The organism is Alsobacter metallidurans (assembly GCF_014636935.1).
Lineage (GTDB): Bacteria > Pseudomonadota > Alphaproteobacteria > Rhizobiales > Beijerinckiaceae > Alsobacter > Alsobacter metallidurans.
Genome location: NZ_BMES01000002.1, coordinates 962,909 through 980,462, shown reverse-complemented (window position 1 = coordinate 980,462; position 17,554 = coordinate 962,909). Strand labels below are relative to the sequence as shown.

Genomic DNA, 17,554 nt, shown 5'->3' with positions numbered 1-17,554 from the left:
TCGATCAGTTCAGGATGGCGGTGAAGTTCGGAACGACGACGAAGTCGCCTTTCCAGAGGGCGATGCCGGCCACCATGTCGGCGGGCCAGCTCATGCCGACGCGCGGCGTCGCATCGGGCGAAGGAATTTCGATTTCGGTGACCTCGTAGACCTTGTCGGCCACGATCCCGGCCACCATCGGGGAGGGGTCTCCCTCCATGGCGATTTCCAGCACCAAGAACCGCGTGTCGGCCGTTGCGGCTGCGGCCGTCATGCCGAAACGGACGCGCAGGTCGGCCAGCGGGATCACGGAGCCGCGCACATTGATGACGCCGGGCGCGAAATCGCGTGCGCCCGGCACGCGCGTAACCGGCACCGGATCCAGGATCTCGCGCACCGCAGCAGCGTCAACGGCGAAGAGCTCGTCGCCAAGCCCCAGCATCACAACGCGCGTTGTGGATTGACCTGAAACAGACGCCATCATGCCGCCTCCCTGTCACCGTGAACGGGCCGGGCCCGGCCGCCGACCAGTTGGCCGACGTCGAGGATCAGCGCCGGCAGGCCGTCGCCCATGATGGTGGCTCCCGAGAACGCCCCCACGTCCGCGTGGAGGCGCGACAGAGACTTGATGACGGTCTGGTGGTGGCCGAGGATCTGGTCGACCACCAAGCCGACCCGGCTTTGGCCCGCCGCCACCACGACCACTTTCTGGTGTTCGCCTGGCGCGTCGGTTTCGCCGAACGCCTCCCGCAGGCGCAGGAACGGCACGAGCGCGCCGCGCACGTTCAGGAAGGAGCGGCCGGCCGAGCGCTGGTCGTCGCGGCGGTCGAGTTCGATGCACTCCTCCACGGCCGAGAGCGGAATCACGTAGCGGCCGTTCGCGACCCGCACCAGCAGGCCCTCGATAATGGCGAGCGTCAGCGGCAGCCGCATCGTGAAGGTGGAGCCCTGGCCAGGCGCGGACGTCACGTCGATGTGGCCGCGCATGGCCTCGATGGTCTGCTTCACCACGTCCATGCCCACGCCCCGGCCCGACAGGGCGGAAACTTCGCGAGCGGTCGAGAAGCCGGGCGCGAACAGAAGCTGCACGAGCTCGCTCTCGCTGGCGGGCGCGCCCGGCGTAAGAAGCCCTTGTTCCTCGGCCTTGGCGCGGATGCGGGCCAGATCGAGTCCGCGCCCGTCGTCGCGCACCGACACGTGCACCTCGGCGCCGATGTGCCGGGCCGAAAGCCGGATCAGGCCCGTCTCTCCTTTGCCGGCCGCAAGCCGGACGTCGGGCGTTTCCAGCCCGTGGTCCACCGCGTTGCGGATGACGTGCACGAGCGGGTCGGCGAGGCGCTCGATCATGGTCTTGTCGAGCTCGGTTTCCTCGCCCGAGGTCACGAACTCCAGCGGCTTGCCAAGCTCGCCTGACAGGTCGTGCACCAGGCGCCGGAAGCGGGCGAACAACGTGCCGATCGGCATCATTCGCAGCCCCATCGCGGTGTCGCGAAGGCCGGCCGACAGACGCTCGATCTCTTCCGCCACCGCCTGCAAGGCCGGCTCGCGTCGGTTGTGCGCGAGCTGCGAGAGGCGGGCCTGCGCGATCACGAGTTCGCCGACCCGGTCCATGAGACGGTCGAGCCGCTCGGCCTGGACCCGCACGGTGGAGCCGCGATCATCGGCGCGGCTCGCCACCTCTGGGACGGCTGCCACGACCGGCTCTGCCGCGTCAGCCCGTTCGGCCGGCGTGGCGGCGCGGGCGGGAGCGGGAGCGATGTTCGGGGCTAGCGGGGAGGCGTCGCTTTGCTCCGCGATGTCGAGCTCCATGTCGTCGAGCACGAACATGAAGACGTCCTCGATGGCCGAGCGCGGCTTGTCGGTCGTCAGGTCGACACGCCAGCCGACGTGGCACTCGGCGACATCGAGTTCGCCCAGGGGCGGCAGCCGATCCAGCAGGGGCTCCACCACACAGTCGCCGAGGCCGCGCAGCTCGTCGAGCAGCAGCAGCGGGTTGGTCCCGTTTACGGTGACGTCGGGCGCGAACCGCAGCGTCAGCCCATAGCGAACGGCCGGCCGGGCGCTCACTGGCTCCCGCGTGGCCGACGCTGCGTCATGAAGGTCTGGCGCGGCTTGGCCCAGCAATTCGCGCAGGTCGCTCAGGATGGCGTCGCCGAACACCGGGTCGGTTCCGGCCGAGTCCTCGATGAGGGCGCGGATGTGATCCGTTCCGGCGAGCGCGACCTCGATCAGGCGGGGGCTCGGCTGTGCGCCGGACTTGCGGAGCAGATCGAACGCGGTCTCGAAGTCGTGCGTAAAGGTCGCCACGTCCGTGAAACCGAACATGGCGCCTGAGCCCTTGATGGTGTGCATGGCCCGGAAGGCCGCGTCGATCAGGTCGCGCGCAGCGGGGTTCGCGTTGAGGTCGAGCAACGTCTGCTCGAGCTCCTCGAGCAGATCGGCGGCTTCCTGCCGAAAGGTCGCAACGGGGTCCAGTTCGTGCATGGCGTCAGGCGCCCAGGAACTTGGACGCGATGGCGAGCAGCTGATCCTTCTGAAACGGCTTGGTCATCCACCCGGTCGCGCCGGCCGCCTTGGCCTGCTGCTTGATCGCGCCATCGGACTCCGTCGTGAGGAAGATGATCGGCACGCCGCGATAGGCCGGCAATCCGCGCAGCTCGCGGATCAGGGACAGGCCGTCCTTCACCGGCATGTTGAGGTCCGTCACCACCAGATCGAACGCCTGCGTGCGCGCCTTGGCGAGGCCCTGCGAGCCGTCGCCGGCTTCCTCGACCTTGAAGCCGGCCTGGGTCAGCACCAGCCGCACCATCTGTCGGATGCTGGGGGAATCGTCCACCGTGAGGATCGTTTTCATGGCCGCCTCTCAGTTGCGCGCCGGGTTGACGCCGACGTCCGCCAGCGAGGCGATGTCCACGCCGGCGCTTGCGAAGCTCCGTACGACGACTGGCGCAGGCTCGGCGGCGATGCGGATCTGCACACCGGCGGCGTTTGCCTGCTGGATGGCGGCCAACACCACCTGCACGGCGCCGAACGTCATCTGGGTCACGGGCGACGCGTCGAGCTCGATACTTTCAGCCGTCATGAACGCGTCCACGAGGGCTAGCCGCAACGTTTCCGCGGCGTCGAGATCCATCAAAGAATCAAGTGGTACGATTTCGCAGTGCATTGTTGACACGTCCCAGACTTGCAACCTTAGGTTGATAGTTGTCATGGTCGTCATTCTATTAAAAACGCTGAAAATGGGTCGGTAAAATTTGATCCGAACGGGCGAATTCGGGCTGTTCTGAATGATTGGTTACGCCGGTCAGTCAGCCTGAACCTCCTGCGGGCGGCGCGATCTCACTGCACGGAGGGCTCGTCGCAGTCCCCCGTGGCCGGGACTCGTCAGGCGAAGCGTTCGGCCAAATCGTCCAAGGTCTCTCGACGGCGCGCCCTTTGGGGTGAAAAGGTAGCGTTGGCTCCGTCGCCGGGCGCTCCCGGCGAACGCGCAACCCTGCAACGCGGCGACCTTGACGCAGCGTTGCGCAGCCTGCCCGGAACACGCGATCATGCCGAAAATCTTCATTCTGAACGGTCCCAACCTGAACCTGCTGGGAGAGCGGGAGCCTGAAATCTACGGCCCGACGACGCTCGAGGAGATCCGCCAGTGGTGCGAGGCCGACGCCCGGGAGCTTGGGCTCGAGATCGACTTTCGCCAGTCGAACTTCGAAGGCGAGATCATCGAGGCGATCCACGCGGCCCGGAAACAGGCGGCCGGCATCATCATCAATCCGGCGGCCTACACGTTCACGTCCATCGCGATTCTCGACGCGCTGAAGATGTTCGACGGCCCCAAGATCGAGCTGCACCTTTCGAACGTGCACAAGCGCGAGGAGATCTACCACAAGTCGCTGGTGTCGCGGACCGCGACGGCCGTGATGGCCGGGTTCGGGGCCCTGGGCTACCGCCTGGCGTTGCGCGCCATGGCGGAAATGACCCGATGACGCGTCTGGCCCTGGTCGGCGCGGGCCTGATCGGGCAGGAGCACGCTACGCTGATCGCCCGCCATGCGGGCGCGACGCTGGCGGCGATCTGCGACCCGGCGCCGACGGCTGTCGCAACGGCGGACCGTCTGGGCGTTCCCCTGCATGCCGACCTCGCCGCGATGCTCGACCAGTGCAAACCCGATGGCGTGATCGTGGCTTCGCCCAACCAAATGCATCGCGCGGCGGCTATCGCGTGCATCGAGCGGGGCATCCCGTGCCTCGTCGAAAAGCCGCTCGCCGACACCGTCGAGGCGGCGTTCGCGATCGTGCAGGCGTCCGAGCAGTCGGGCGTGCCGGTGCTCGTCGGACACCAGCGCCGGCACAGCCCGGACATCCGGGCGGCCAAGCGGACGATCGACGAGGGGGCGCTCGGCCCGCTCGTGGCCGTGAGCGGCATGACGCTTTTCGACAAGCCGGATCGCTACTTCGTCGACTGGCGCAAGCAGGCCGGCGGCGGCGTGCTGCTGATCAACCTCATCCACGACATCGACGTGCTGCGCTGGCTCGTAGGAGAAATCGACAGCGTGCAGGCGTTCACCTCCTCGGCCGTCCGCGGCTTTGAGGTGGAGGACACCGCAAGCCTGGCGATCCGGTTCCGCAACGGCGCGCTCGGCAGCTTCGTGATCTCGGATGCGGCCGTGAGCCCCTGGGCCTGGGAGTACACCTCCGGCCAGGCGCTCTACCATCCGACGCAGCCCGGCGCCGCGCTGTTCCTGGCGGGGCGCAAGGGGGCGCTGTCGGTGTCGGACCTGTATCTGTGGCGTCACGCCGACCCTGACGGCGACTGGCAGGACCCGCTCGTCCGCGAGCACCGGCCGGTGGAACGGTCGCTGACCTATGTGAACCAGCTCGATCACTTCCTCGACGTCGTGAAAGGAGCAGTCGCGCCGCTCATCTCGGCGCGCGATGGGATGATGACGCTCGCGGCGACGCTGGCGATCGCCAGAGCCGGACGGGAAAACCGGGCGGTGGCGATCGCCGAGATGCTGGCGGACGCCGGAGTCCCGGCGTGACCGCGCGTCACCCGGCGTGCAGGTCGCCCAGCTCGGGATAACGCGACCGGATAGCCGCGATGTCCTTGGCCATCTCGGCCGCGATCCAGTGATGAATCTCGTGAAGAACCGCGCGCTTGTCGCTGGTCCCGATCACGAATTCGCAGCAACGCCCGGTTCGGATGACCGACCGTGCGGCCGGGACGAGCTTGCCCTGCGCGAGCAGCAGCGAGACCGTGTTCAGCCAACCTAGCGCGATGCCCTGGCCGACCAGCGCGGCCTGCACGACGAGCGAGTAATCCGCCAGCGACAGTTGCTCGGCCTCGGAGCGGCCCGACGCGGGTGAGAAGATCACGCCCCAATCGGGTTGAGCCTCCCGCAACGTGATCATGCGCAAAGATTGCTCAACCTCCAGGCCGTCCACGCCCTCGCGGGCGAAATGCGGGGCGCAGACCGGGATCAGCAACTCTTCCATCAGCGGCAGCACCGTGTGCCCGTCCTCGGGCGCATGATCGTAACGCATGGCGAGATCGACGCCGTCCACCGGTCCCCGCATCGGCCCGGACATGAGCTGCAGTTGGATCTCCTGGCCGGGGAAGCGCTCGTGAAAGGCGCCGAGCCGCGGCATGAGCCAGTGCGTCGCGAACGCGGACGAGACCGATAGCAGGATCGGCTTGCGGCCGGCGTTTCTTGGCCGCGAGATCCGGCTCAGCGCCCGCTCGATCTCGCCGAAGCCCTTGGTGACGGCCGCGAAGAGCTCGGCCCCGTCGGCCGTGAGCTGGACGCCGCGCGGGGTGCGGTCGAAGAGCTGTGCGCCGAGTTGCGCCTCCACGCGGCCGATGGTGCGGCTCACCGCCGGCCCGGTGACGCCGAGTTCGGAGGCCGCCCCCGCAAACGTTCCGCACCGGACCGCAGCCTCGAAGGCCACGAGCCCGTTCAGCGATGGAAGGAGGCGGCGCAGCGGCGGCATTACATTATGTAACTCCCAGGTGAGTATTAGGCGGATTGCGGAGCGTCCGCGCAAGCGGCACTTTCGCGGCATCGCAACCGTGACCTGCCGTCACAGGAGCCCCGCTCATGTCCTTCGCTGACTTCAAGGTCCTGACCTTCGACATCATTGGAACCTGCATCGACTTCGAGAAGGGCATTCTCGATGGGTTCAGGGCGATCGGCGGTTCCGCAGCCGCAAGCCTCGCCGACGACGCCATCTTTGCGCCCTACCTCACCGCGCGCGCGAAGTATCCAGGCCGGTCCAGCGTGGTGATGCGCGACGTGTATCGTGACGCCGCCCGCGAGCTCGGCCTGCCGCACGACGACGCGGCGGCCGACACCTTCATGCGCCATTTCTTCCAGTTTCCGGCTTTTCCGGATTCGGCCGACGCGCTGAGGCGCCTGCGGCGCCGGTATCGCCTCGTCGCCATGACGAACTTCGATCGGGTCGCCTATAGCGCCAGCGCCAACACGCTGGGGCTGCCGTTTCACGACAGCGTCACGGTTGACGACGCGCAGTATCCGAAGCCGGACCCGCGCTTCTTCTCGTATAATCTCGGCCGCCAGTCGGCCTTCGGCTATCGTCAGGAGGACATCCTGCACGTGGCGCAGAGCCAATATCACGACATCGGCGTCGCCCGGGAACTCGGCTACAAGGTCTGCTGGATCGAGCGTCGCCAGGGCCAGAAGGGTTTCGGCGGCACGCCCGAGCCAAAGCAGGTCACCAAGCCCGACTTCCACTTCGCCAGCCTCGGCGAACTCGCGGACGCGGTCGAGCGCGAATTCGGCCGCTGAGCCGGCGCCTTGCCGAGCGGTCGCTTACCGGCTCTCGATGTTGGAGACGTGGTTGAGGGCGATCACCCAGCGGCCCTCGCGCTTGCGCATCAGGCGGGTGTTGACGCCCGTCTGGTTGCCGGCCGGGCGCACCAGCGCGTAGTCGCTGATCAATTGGGCGGCGTCGGGCGCCAGCATCTCGATGCGGATGTTGGAAAAGGCGAGGCGGCCCTGCGAGCCCGGGGAACCGCCGTAATCGGCCACATAGTGGTCCAGCGTGCCCTGCCAGTCCTTCTGGATGCGGCCGCGCGAGACGAAGACGACGTCCGGATTGGCGAAGCCTTCCATGTAGCCGGGCATATCGCCGCGATTCCAGGCGTCCTGCATGGCGGCGATCACGGCGCGGATGGCGGCTTCCTCGTCGGCGTTGGTCATCGTGCGTTCGTGCCTTTCGGTGCGGGGAGGCGGTAGACGACACGCCCGGAGCCGTGCACGCAAGAGGCGTAATTATCGCGCCGTGCTGGTCTGGGTTGCGCTAAAGCGATTGACCTCGACACCCTCCGTTGAAATACGCATGGGTTGCGAGAGACGTCTTCGCATTCAGCAACTTGGAAGATCCATGACGTTCACGACCCGACCTGAATTGCGGGGCACCTTCGGGGCTGTCTCGTCGACCCATTGGCTCGCCGCCACGGTCGGCATGGCGGTTCTCGAGAAGGGCCACACGGCGTTCGACGCGGCCGTGGCGGCCGGCTTCGTGCTGCAGGTGGTGGAGCCGCACCTGAACGGGCCAGGCGGGGAAGTGCCCATCATTGTGACGCCGGCGGGCGCGGACGCACCGATCGTGATCAGCGGGCAGGGGCCGTCGCCGGCGGCCGCCACCGTGGCGCATTTCCGTTCGCTCGGGCTCGACATCATTCCGGGCACCGGCCTCCTGCCGGCCTGCATCCCGGGCGCGTTCGGCGCGTGGCTGACGCTGCTGCGCGACTACGGGACCGCTGACCTCGAGGACGTGCTCGCGCCGGCGATCTCCTACGCCCGCACCGGTCACCCGCTGGTGCCGCGGATCGCCAATACGATTGCGCAGATGCGCGAGCTCTTTACCACGCATTGGCCGAGCTCGGCCGAGATCTACCTGCCGGGCGGGGTCGCCCCGCAGACCGGGCGGCTGTTCCGCAACCCGCACATCGCCGCGATGTATGGCGAGATCCTGGAGCAGACGCGAGGCGCGGGGAACCGCGAGGCGCGCATTCAGGCTGCGCTGGATTTCTGGTATCGCGGCCCGATCGCGGAGAAGATCGAGCAGTTCTGCGCCACTCAGGAGGTGTGGGACGTCTCCGGCCGGCGGCACAAGGGCCTGATCACCGCCCAGGACATGGCGGAATACGCGCCTCAGGTCGAGAAGCCCGTGTCGGTCGCGTATGGAGACTACGAGATCTTCAAGTGCGGAGCCTGGTCGCAAGGCCCCGTGCTGCTGCAGATGTTGCAAATCCTGAAAGGGACGGACGTCGACCGGCTCGACCCCAACGGCCCGGACTTCGTGCATCTCGTGGCCGAAACCGCCAAGCTCGCCATGGCGGACCGGGAATGCTGGTATGGCGACAGCCCGGACGTGCCGCTCGACGCCCTGTTGTCCTCTCCCTATGCGGACCAGCGCCGCGCGCTGATCGGCGCAGAAGCTTCGATGGAGTTCCGCCCCGGCTCGCCCGACGGCCGAGCGCCGATCCTGCCGCCCCTGCGGCCGGTCGGGACGATCCCGCAGCCTGGCGTCGGCGGCGGCGAGCCCACCGTCGCCCGGCAGGTCGCGCCAGCGATCGACCGCCAGGGCGAGGCCGCCTTGACGCCCGAAGGCGCGCAGCGCGGCGACACCGTGCAGGTGAGCGCCGTGGACTGCTGGGGCAACATGGTGTCGGCGACGCCGTCCGGCGGCTGGTTCCAGTCGAGCCCGGTGATCCCGGGCCTCGGCTTCAGCCTGACGACACGCGGCCAAATGTTCTGGCTGGAGGAGGGGCTCAACTCCTCCCTGAAGCCCTCCACCCGCCCCCGCACCACGCTGACGCCGTCGACGGCCTATCGCGACGGCAAGCCCTATATGGCGTTCGGCACGCCGGGCGGCGACCAGCAGGACCAGTGGCAGCTCATCATGCTGCTGCGCCACATCCACGGCGGCATGAACCTGCAGGAGGCGATCGACGCCCCCTCGTTCCACACCGACCATCTGCCAAGCTCGTTCTGGCCGCGCGAAACAAGCCTCGGCTCGCTGACGCTGGAATCGCGTTATGCGCAGCACGTGCAGGACGATCTCGCCCGGCGAGGCCACACGATTACGCTCAACGATCCATGGTCCGAGGGCCGGCTCGCCGCCGTTGCGCGCGAGATGGACGGCGACGTGCAACTCGTGAAAGCGGGCGCGAACCCGCGCGGCGTGCAAGGCTATGCGGTCGCGCGATGACGCTCATGAAGAACAAGCACAACAGGAGAGGGACGTCGATGAAACCGATCTATCTCGCGCTCGCAGCCAGCCTGGCGCTGGGCGTCCTAGCGGCCACCGTAGCCCCGGCGGCGGCGCAGAACACGCTGCGCATCGGCCTGCAGGATGATCCCGACACGCTGGATCCGGTGTCCAACTGGAGCTTCGTCGGCCGCCACGTGCTGCAGTCGCTGTGCGACAAGATCGTCGACATCGACGAGAACGGCCAGATCATCCCGATGCTGGCGGCAAGCTGGGAGTGGAACGCCGACAGCACGGCGCTCACCCTGAAGCTGCGGCCCGACGCCGTGTTCCACGACGGCACCAAGGTCGACGCGGCGGCGATCAAGTACAATCTCGACCGCGAGCTCACCATCAAGATCTCCCGCCGCAAGGCCGAGATCAGCGCGATCTCGTCGGTCGACGTAGTCGATCCGCTCACCGTGAAGATCAACCTGAAGGAGCCGTCCGTTCCGCTGCTCGCGGCGCTGAGCGACCGCGCCGGCATGATGATCAGCCCCAAGGCGGGTGAGGCGCTGGGCGAGAAGTTCACCGACGCGCCGGTCTGCTCCGGCCCCTACAAGTTCGTGGAGCGCGTCACCCAGGACCGCATCGTGCTGGACAAGTTTCCGCAATACTACGCGGCCGACAAGTTCCACTTCGACCGGCTAGTCTATCGCGGGATGCCGGACTCCAACGTTCGCCTCCTGAACCTCCGCTCGGGCCAGCTCGACCTGATCGAGCGCATGGCGGCCACCGACGTGAAGGCCGTGAAGGCCGACAAGGGCTTCACGGTCGTCCCCGTGGTTGGCCTGGGCTATTATGGCATCACGTTCGACATCAACGGCGAGGGCGCGGACCTCGACGCCGGCAAGAAGGAGCTGGTCCGCCAGGCCTTTAGCTTGGCCATCGACCGCGAGGCCATCAGCAATGTCGTGTTCGACGGGCAGGCCAGCATCGGCAACCAGCCATTCCCGCCGACGAGCCCCTATTACGACAAGAAGTTCCCCGTGCCGCCGCGCGACGTCGCGGCCGCCAAAAAGAAAATGGCTGAGGCCGGCGTGAAGTCTGTCAACCTCGAGTTGCTGGTGCCTACCGACGCCGAGCGCCAGCAGGTCGCGCAACTCGTGCAGGCCATGGTGGCCGAGGCCGGCATCACGATGACGATCAAGCCGACCGAGCTGATGACGCTGCTCGACATTGCCCGGCAGGGCAAGTTCGAGGCGCATCTGGTGGGCTGGAGCGGGCGCGTCGATCCGGACCTCAACATCACCCCGATGCTGGCCTGCGGCGCGTCCGGCAACGACGCCAAGTACTGCAACAAGGATCTTGACGGGATCCTCACCAAGGCGCGCTCGATTGGCGACGCCAACGCCCGCAAGGTCGAGTACGACAAGGCCAACGCGATCCTGCAGAAGGACCTGCCGATCGTGTACCTCTACCACTCGCAGTGGATCTTCGCGCACAACGCCAAGATCACCGGCATGAAGCCCGCCCCGGACGGCATCATCCGCCTCTCCGGCGTGAAGCGGACGAACTGAGGTTGCGCCCCGGCCGATGAGCATCTCGACAGCCCCGACCGAGACCTCTCCGACCCGCCTCATGCGGGCCGGAGAGGGCGCGCCCACAGTTCTGGACGTCCGCGACCTGCGCGTCACGTTCTCGAACGACGGGCGAACCGTCACGGCCGTGGACGGCGTCAGCTTCACGGTGCGGAAGGGCCGCACGCTCGCCATCGTGGGCGAGTCCGGCAGCGGCAAGAGCGTCACCTCGCTGGCGATCATGCGGCTGCTGCCAGAGCATTCGGCCCGGATCAGCGGGTCGGTCGCGTTTGAGGGCCGAGAACTCCTCGCCGAGCCCAAAAGCGCCATGCGCGACCTGCGCGGCGACCGGATGGCGATGATCTTCCAGGAGCCGATGACCTCGCTGAACCCGTCCTACACGGTCGGCGAGCAGATCAACGAGGTGATCCTCCGCCACCGGCCCTTCACCAAGGCGCAGGCGACCGAGCACGGGATCGCGATGCTGCGCCTCGTGCGCATCCCGTCGCCCGAGCAGCGCTATGCGCAATATCCGCACAACCTGTCGGGCGGCATGCGCCAGCGGGTGATGATCGCAATGGCGCTCGCCTGCGACCCCGAGCTGCTGATCGCCGACGAGCCCACCACGGCGCTGGACGTCACCATTCAGGCGCAGGTTCTGGACCTGATGCGCGAGCTACAGGGCAAGACGGGCGCGGCCATCATCCTGATCACGCACGACCTCGGCGTGGTGGCGGAAGCCAGCGACGACGTGATCGTGATGTATGCCGGGCAGGTGGTGGAGCAGTGCTCGGTGGAGGACCTCTTCACCTTTCCGCAGCACCCCTACACGGTGGGCCTTCTCGGCTCGCTGCCGCGCCTCGACGAGAAGCGCGACCGCCTGGTCGCCATCACCGGCACGGTGCCGGACATGGCCGAGCCGCCGTCCGGCTGCCGCTTCCAGGCGCGCTGCCCGTTCCGCATCGAGAAATGCGCCGAGACGCCGGCGCTCGCCGAAATCACCGCGGGCCATTTCAGCCGTTGCTGGCGCGCGCCGCTGGAGACCCTGGTCCCGTGAACGCAACCGCCGCCGCAGCCTCGGGGCCGATCATCGAGGTCCGCAACGTCGCCAAGAGCTTCGTGGTGAAGCGCAGCGTGTTCGGCCGGCCGCTGGCGCGGCTCGCCGCCGTCGACGACGTTTCGCTGGCGCTGAAGCCCGGAGAAACGCTCGCGATCGTGGGGGAGTCCGGCTGCGGCAAGTCCACGCTCGGCCGGCTGATGATGCGCCTGATCGAGCCGACCGCCGGCCAGGTGCTGATCGCCGGCCGCGACGTCACCCGCATGAGTCACGGCGCCATGCGCGAGCAGCGCCGGCATGTGCAGCTGATCTTCCAGGACCCCTACGCGTCGCTCAATCCGCGCCTGACCATCGGCCAGACCATCGCCGAGCCGCTGATGCTGCAAAACATCGTGCCCGCCAGCCAACGCCCAAAACGGGTCGCCGAGCTGCTGGAGATGGTGGGCCTGAGGCCCGAGCTGGCCAACCGCTACCCGCACGAGTTCTCGGGCGGCCAGCGCCAGCGCGTGGTGATCGCCCGGGCGCTCGCCCCGGAGCCCGACGCCATCATCTGCGACGAGGCCGTGTCGGCGCTCGACGTCTCGATCCAGGCGCAAGTCCTCAACTTGCTCAAGGATCTGCAGAAGCGGCTCGGCCTCGCCTATGTGTTCATCTCGCACGACCTCGGCGTCGTGAAGCACATCGCCGACAGGGTTGCGGTGATGTATCTCGGCAAGATCGTCGAGATCGGCACGGCGGACGAGATCTTCGGCGCGCCGCGGCACCCGTACACGCGGGCGCTGCTGTCGGCCATCACGGTGGCGGCGCCGCCAAGCCTGCAGCGCGCGCGCGCTGCGCGGCTGCATGGCGACCTGCCGAGCCCGCTTTCGCCGCCCGAGGGCTGCCGCCTCCACACCCGCTGCCCGCATGCGCGGCCAGCCTGCCAGACGGTGGACATGAGCCTCGACGTGGAACCCAGCGGCCATGCCAACGCCTGCGCGTTCTGGCGCGAGCTGCCGCCGCAGGACGAGGCTTCGCGCATTCGTGAGCCCCGTAACGCCAAGCTCGAACTGCTCTTCGGCGCGTTCGAGGCCATGGCGGCCGAAACGGCCGCCTCCGCGGCCGCCAAAGACGCGCCCGTGGCGGGAGGCTGACGGATGGGATCCCTTCTCCTGCGCCGGCTGTTGCAGCTGGTCCCCACCATCGTGATCCTGTCGCTGATCATCTTCTCGCTGCAGCACATGCTGCCGGGCGATCCGGCCCTCGTGCTGGCGGGCGAGAACCCCGACGAGGCGACGCTCGCGGCCATCCGGGCGCAGTACCATCTCGATCAGCCCATCGTGGTCCAGTACCTGTACTGGGTGAAAGGCGTGCTCACGGGCGACCTCGGCGAGTCCATGCGCCACAACCGGCCGGTGCTCGCCCTCATCCTGCTGAAGCTGCCGGTGACGCTGCAGCTCGCCGTGATGGGCATCATCGTGGCGCTCGTGCTGGGCATCGCGGGCGGGGTGATCTCGGCGCTGAGGCAGAACACGCCTGTCGACTACGCCGCCAACATCGTGTCGCTGGCCGGCATCTCGGTGCCGAACTTCTGGCTCGGCATCATGCTGATCCTGTTCTTTTCCGTGCACCTCAATTGGCTGCCGGCCTCAGGCTTCGTCAGCCCGTGGGAGGACTGGCGCATGAACCTCGCCACCACGATCATGCCGGCCTTCGTGCTCGGCACAGCCATCGCGGGCGTCATCATGCGCCACACCCGCAGCGCCATGCTGCAGGCGCTGGAGAGCGACTACGTCCGCACCGCCCGCGCCAAGGGCCTCAGCGAATGGGTGGTGGTGTTCAAGCACGCCATGCGCAACGCCCTGACGCCGATCATCACGCTGGGCGCGCTGGAGTTTGGCGCGCTTCTTTCGGGCGCGGTGCTGACCGAGCAGATCTTCACGATCCCGGGCTTCGGCAAGCTGATCGTCGACGCCGTTTTCACCCGCGACTACCCGGTGGTGCAGGGCGTCGTGCTGGTTACGTCGCTGTTCTACATCACGCTGAACCTGCTCGCCGACATCGGCTACATCCTGGTCAACCCGCGTTTGAGGAGCTGACGGTGGCGACCTCGCAAACCTTCGCGACACCGGCCTCTGCGCCGCCGGCTGCACGGGCCGGCCTGTTCCAGAGCCGGCTCTGGCGTCGTCTCGCCCGGCGAAAGAGCGCGCTGGTCGGCCTCGCGGTGGTGCTCCTGGTGGTGTTCGTGGCTGCCTTCGCGCCGCTGCTCGCGCCCTACGATCCCATCGCGCAGAGCTGGACGGCGGTCCGCAAGGCGCCGTCGGCCGCGCATTGGCTGGGCACCGACGAGGCGGGGAGGGACCTGCTGTCGCGCATCATCTGGGGCGCGCGCGCGTCCCTGATGGCGGGGCTGACCTCCGTCGGCATCGCGATGGCGATCGGCGTGCCGCTCGGGCTGGCGGCAGGTTTCCTGGGCGGGCTCGTCGACGGGCTGATTAGCCGCTTCACGGACGCCATGCTGGCCTGCCCGTTCCTGATCCTCGCCATCGCGTTCGCGGCGTTCTTCGGCCCCAGCCTGTTCAACGCCATGCTGGCGATCGGCATCACGGCGACGCCGCTGTTCATCCGGCTGACGCGCGGGCAGGTGCTGTCCATCAAGGCGGAGGACTACATCGAGGCCGCCAGCGCGGTCGGAAACCCGCAATGGCGCATCGCGGTGCGGCACATCCTGCCCAACATCCTGCCGCAGCTCATGGTGCAGGCGACCCTCACGATCGCGTCCGCGATCATCGCGGAGGCCAGCATGTCGTTTCTCGGCCTCGGGCTGCAGCCGCCGGCGCCGTCCTGGGGCTCGATGCTGAACAGCGCCCAGCGCTTTCTGGGCAACGCGCCCTGGATGGCGCTGTGGCCCGGCATCGCGATCTTCGCCACCGTGCTGTCCTTCAACCTCCTGGGCGACGGCCTGCGCGACGCGCTCGACCCGCGTTCGCGGTGAGCGGGCGCACCGCATGAACGCTCCTCCCGCCGCGGACACGGACGGCCTTCCGCAGCCGCGGCGCATCTATGCGGTCGGCGCCCTGATGGCCGCCATCGTGCTGGCTGTGCTGGACGGGGCCATCGCCAACGTGGCGCTGCCCACCATCGCGTCCGTGCTGCAGGTGAGCCCGGCGGATGCGATCTGGGTGGTCAGCGGCTACCAGCTGGCGCTCGTGATGGCGTTGCTGCCCTGTGCGGCGCTCGGCGAGAGCCTCGGCTACCGCGTCGTGTTCGTGGCCGGCGTGGTGCTGTTCACGGCCGCATCGGCGCTGTGCACGTTCGCGCCGTCGCTGCCCTGGCTCGTGGCGGCGCGGTTTCTGCAGGGGCTGGGCAGCGCGCCCATCATGGCCTTGATGGCCGCGCTGCTGCGCTTCACCTATCCGCACCGCCTGCTCGGTTCTGCGCTCGGCTGGAACGCGTTGGTGGTGGCTTTGGCCTCGGCCGCGGGGCCGGCCATCGGCGCCGCCATCCTGTCCGTCGCAAGCTGGCCATGGCTCTTTGCGGTCAACATCCCGGTGGGGATCGTTGTGCTGCTGGCGTCACGCGCCTTGCCGGAAACGAAGGGCACGGGCCGCTCGCTCGACTTCGTCAGCGTGGCGCTGAACGCCGCCGTGTTCGGGCCGCTGGTGATCGGCGTCGACCTCATCACGAGCCGGCCGGGCCTTGCGGCGCTGCTGATCGTGGTTGCGGCGATCAGCCTCGTGGTGCTGATCCGCCGCGAGATGCCGCGCGAAGCCCCGCTGATCCCGCTGGATCTGTTGCGCGGCGGGCCGTTCCGGATCTCGGTGATCGCCTCCGTCTGCTGCTTCACGGCCCAGATGGTGAGCTATGTGGCGCTGCCCTTCTACCTGCAGCACGGCCTCGGGCAAAACGCCTTCATGACCGGCCTTTACATGACGCCCTGGCCGCTGGCCGTCGCGGTTGCGGCGCCGTTGTCGGCCCGGATGTCCAATCGCGTCTCCACGGCATGGTTGTGCGCGGTCGGAGGCGCGTGCCTGAGCGTTGGCCTCCTGCTGGTCTCGATCTGGCCGCTGCAGGGGCACCTCATGGCGTTGATCCCGTTCACGGTGCTGTGCGGCCTCGGCTTCGGGTTCTTCCAGACGCCCAACAACCGCAACATGCTCCTGTCCGCCCCGCGCGAACGCGCGGGCGCGGCGGGCGGTATGCAGGGCACCGCGCGCCTCGTCGGCCAGACGAGCGGCGCGGTGATCATGGGGCTGCTGTTTACGGTAGCGGCGGCCGAGACCGCGCCGCGGATCGGTTTGGCGATCGGCGCCGCGCTGGCGCTGGCGGGCGGACTCGTCAGCCTGCTGCGCGTGGGGCGCTGAGCCGTCATCCACCGCTCGTCGCCGCTGGCCAAGCACAAGTCGTTGGCGACGATGTCGGCTGTGCTAGGTTCGGCAGTCTGTTCCTCCAAGCTCCCGCACCCGGACCCTCCGCGCATGCGCTACTCGATCTTCTCCCTGGCCGCGCAGGCCTTGAAGGGCAATCGCGGTTGGGCGCCGGCGTGGCGGGACGCGGCGCCGAAAGCCGAGTACGACGTTGTGATCGTGGGCGGCGGCGGTCATGGCCTCGCAACCGCGCATTATCTCGCCAGCCGGCACGGGATCACCAACGTGGCGGTGGTCGAGAAGGGCTATGTCGGCTCCGGCAATGTCGGGCGCAACACCACCATCATCCGCTCCAACTACCTCCTGCCCGGCAACACGCCGTTCTACGAGCTGTCGCTGAAGCTCTGGGAGGGGCTGGAGCAGGACATCAACTTCAACGCCATGGTGAGCCAGCGCGGCGTGCTGAACCTCTACCACTCGGACGGCCAGCGTGACGCCTATGCGCGGCGCGGCAACGCCATGCGGCTCGCCGGGGTGGACGGCGAACTGCTCGACCGCGAGCAGGTGCGCGCCATGGCGCCGTTTCTGGATTTCGACAATGGGCGCTTCCCGATCCAGGGCGGGCTTTTGCAGCGGCGCGGCGGCACGGTGCGGCACGACGCCGTGGCGTGGGGTTACGCCCGCGCGGCCGACCAGCGCGGCGTCGACATCATCCAGAACTGCGAAGTGACGGGGATCACGGTCCAGAACGGCCGGGTCACGGGCGTCGACACCACGCGCGGCCCCATCCGGGCCAAGAAGGTTGCGCTCGCGGCGGCAGGAAATTCATCGCGCGTAGCAGCCATGGCGGGCCTGCGGTTGCCGATCGAGAGCCACGTGCTGCAGGCCTTCGTGTCGGAGGGGGTGAAGCCGCTGATCGACTGTGTAATCACATTCGGGGTCGGGCACTTCTACATCAGCCAGTCCGACAAGGGCGGGCTCGTGTTCGGCGGCGACATCGACATGTACAACTCCTACGCCCAGCGCGGGAACCTGCCGACCGTGGAACACGTCATGGAGGCCGGCATGGCCATGTGGCCCGGCCTCGGCCGCCTGCGCACGCTGCGGCAGTGGGGCGGGATCATGGACATGACCATGGACGGCTCGCCCATCATCGACCACACGCCCGTGCAGGGCCTCTACCTCAACTGCGGCTGGTGCTATGGCGGGTTCAAGGCGACCCCGGCCTCAGGTTTTTGCTTCGCGCACCTGATCGCGCGCGACGAGCCGCATGAGGTCGCCACGCTGTTGCGGCTCGACCGCTTCGCGACCGGCCGGCTGATCGACGAATCGGGCGCCGGCGCCCAGCCGAACCTCCACTGAACGGGCAGGGGCTGCGTC

Annotated in this window: 17 protein-coding genes; 11 read left to right on the top strand and 6 right to left on the bottom strand. The window is 68.1% G+C overall.

Annotated elements, in window-relative coordinates:
- Nucleotides 1–4: 4 nt before the first annotated feature.
- From IEV99_RS14825 to IEV99_RS14810, 4 genes are read right to left on the bottom strand one after another with little or no spacing between them, the layout of a single operon-like run.
- Complete coding sequence (locus tag IEV99_RS14825) at nucleotides 5–460, bottom strand: chemotaxis protein CheW (RefSeq protein ID WP_244643884.1); 456 nt, start codon at nucleotides 458–460, stop codon at nucleotides 5–7.
- Nucleotides 460–2,463 (bottom strand): chemotaxis protein CheA, encoded by a 2,004-nt coding sequence (locus tag IEV99_RS14820; protein WP_188518525.1) that lies wholly within the window; start codon nucleotides 2,461–2,463, stop codon nucleotides 460–462. The genes IEV99_RS14825 and IEV99_RS14820 overlap by 1 nt, the downstream gene beginning before the upstream one ends.
- 4 nt (nucleotides 2,464–2,467) lie before the next feature.
- On the bottom strand, nucleotides 2,468–2,833 hold the full coding sequence (locus IEV99_RS14815; RefSeq protein WP_188518524.1) for a response regulator: 366 nt from the start codon (nucleotides 2,831–2,833) through the stop codon (nucleotides 2,468–2,470).
- Nucleotides 2,834–2,842: 9 nt separating this feature from the next.
- Nucleotides 2,843–3,145, bottom strand: coding sequence for an STAS domain-containing protein (locus tag IEV99_RS14810; RefSeq protein ID WP_503826893.1), 303 nt, complete (start codon nucleotides 3,143–3,145; stop codon nucleotides 2,843–2,845).
- Between the two features lie 382 nt (nucleotides 3,146–3,527).
- Between IEV99_RS14810 and aroQ the strand changes: the two genes are divergently transcribed.
- Together aroQ and IEV99_RS14800 are read left to right on the top strand one after the other, a co-directional pair.
- Nucleotides 3,528–3,962, top strand: a complete 435-nt coding sequence (gene aroQ, locus IEV99_RS14805; protein ID WP_371875793.1) for a type II 3-dehydroquinate dehydratase — start codon at nucleotides 3,528–3,530, stop codon at nucleotides 3,960–3,962.
- Complete coding sequence (locus IEV99_RS14800) at nucleotides 3,959–5,017, top strand: Gfo/Idh/MocA family protein (protein ID WP_188518522.1); 1,059 nt, start codon at nucleotides 3,959–3,961, stop codon at nucleotides 5,015–5,017. The genes aroQ and IEV99_RS14800 overlap by 4 nt, the downstream gene beginning before the upstream one ends.
- A 7-nt stretch (nucleotides 5,018–5,024) precedes the next feature.
- On the opposite strand, the gene IEV99_RS14795 is transcribed toward IEV99_RS14800, so the two are convergent.
- Nucleotides 5,025–5,966, bottom strand: coding sequence for a LysR family transcriptional regulator (locus IEV99_RS14795; RefSeq protein WP_188518521.1), 942 nt, complete (start codon nucleotides 5,964–5,966; stop codon nucleotides 5,025–5,027).
- A 107-nt stretch (nucleotides 5,967–6,073) separates the two neighbouring features.
- Here IEV99_RS14795 and IEV99_RS14790 point away from each other — a divergent pair, with 107 nt between their 5' ends.
- Nucleotides 6,074–6,781 (top strand): HAD-IA family hydrolase, encoded by a 708-nt coding sequence (locus IEV99_RS14790; protein WP_188518520.1) that lies wholly within the window; start codon nucleotides 6,074–6,076, stop codon nucleotides 6,779–6,781.
- A 24-nt stretch (nucleotides 6,782–6,805) separates the two neighbouring features.
- On the opposite strand, the gene IEV99_RS14785 is transcribed toward IEV99_RS14790, so the two are convergent.
- Nucleotides 6,806–7,195, bottom strand: a complete 390-nt coding sequence (locus tag IEV99_RS14785) for an SgcJ/EcaC family oxidoreductase (RefSeq protein WP_188518519.1) — start codon at nucleotides 7,193–7,195, stop codon at nucleotides 6,806–6,808.
- Between the two features lie 184 nt (nucleotides 7,196–7,379).
- On the opposite strand from IEV99_RS14785, the gene IEV99_RS14780 reads away from it, so the two are divergent.
- The 8 genes from IEV99_RS14780 (at nucleotide 7,380) to IEV99_RS14745 (ending at nucleotide 17,536) form a co-directional block, all read left to right on the top strand.
- A complete protein-coding gene (locus IEV99_RS14780) occupies nucleotides 7,380–9,212 on the top strand; it encodes a gamma-glutamyltransferase family protein (protein WP_188518518.1) in 1,833 nt (610 codons plus the stop codon).
- A gap of 38 nt (nucleotides 9,213–9,250) precedes the next feature.
- Nucleotides 9,251–10,771 carry an ABC transporter substrate-binding protein gene (locus IEV99_RS14775; protein ID WP_188518517.1) on the top strand — a complete coding sequence of 507 codons (1,521 nt, stop codon included), beginning with the start codon at nucleotides 9,251–9,253 and terminating at the stop codon, nucleotides 10,769–10,771.
- A 61-nt stretch (nucleotides 10,772–10,832) separates the two neighbouring features.
- On the top strand, nucleotides 10,833–11,828 hold the full coding sequence (locus IEV99_RS14770; protein WP_188519686.1) for an ABC transporter ATP-binding protein: 996 nt from the start codon (nucleotides 10,833–10,835) through the stop codon (nucleotides 11,826–11,828).
- Entirely contained in the window at nucleotides 11,825–12,961 is a 1,137-nt protein-coding gene (locus IEV99_RS14765) for an ABC transporter ATP-binding protein (protein ID WP_244643882.1), read from the top strand. Before IEV99_RS14770 ends, IEV99_RS14765 begins: the two co-directional genes overlap by 4 nt.
- Before the next feature lie 3 nt (nucleotides 12,962–12,964).
- Nucleotides 12,965–13,906, top strand: a complete 942-nt coding sequence (locus IEV99_RS14760) for an ABC transporter permease (protein ID WP_188518515.1) — start codon at nucleotides 12,965–12,967, stop codon at nucleotides 13,904–13,906.
- A gap of 62 nt (nucleotides 13,907–13,968) precedes the next feature.
- Nucleotides 13,969–14,802: an ABC transporter permease gene (locus tag IEV99_RS14755; RefSeq protein WP_188519685.1), complete on the top strand. Its 834-nt coding sequence runs from the start codon at nucleotides 13,969–13,971 to the stop codon at nucleotides 14,800–14,802.
- Between the two features lie 13 nt (nucleotides 14,803–14,815).
- Entirely contained in the window at nucleotides 14,816–16,171 is a 1,356-nt protein-coding gene (locus tag IEV99_RS14750) for an MFS transporter (RefSeq protein ID WP_188518514.1), read from the top strand.
- A 114-nt stretch (nucleotides 16,172–16,285) separates the two neighbouring features.
- A complete protein-coding gene (locus tag IEV99_RS14745) occupies nucleotides 16,286–17,536 on the top strand; it encodes a sarcosine oxidase subunit beta family protein (protein ID WP_188518513.1) in 1,251 nt (416 codons plus the stop codon).
- Nucleotides 17,537–17,554 lie beyond the last annotated feature (18 nt).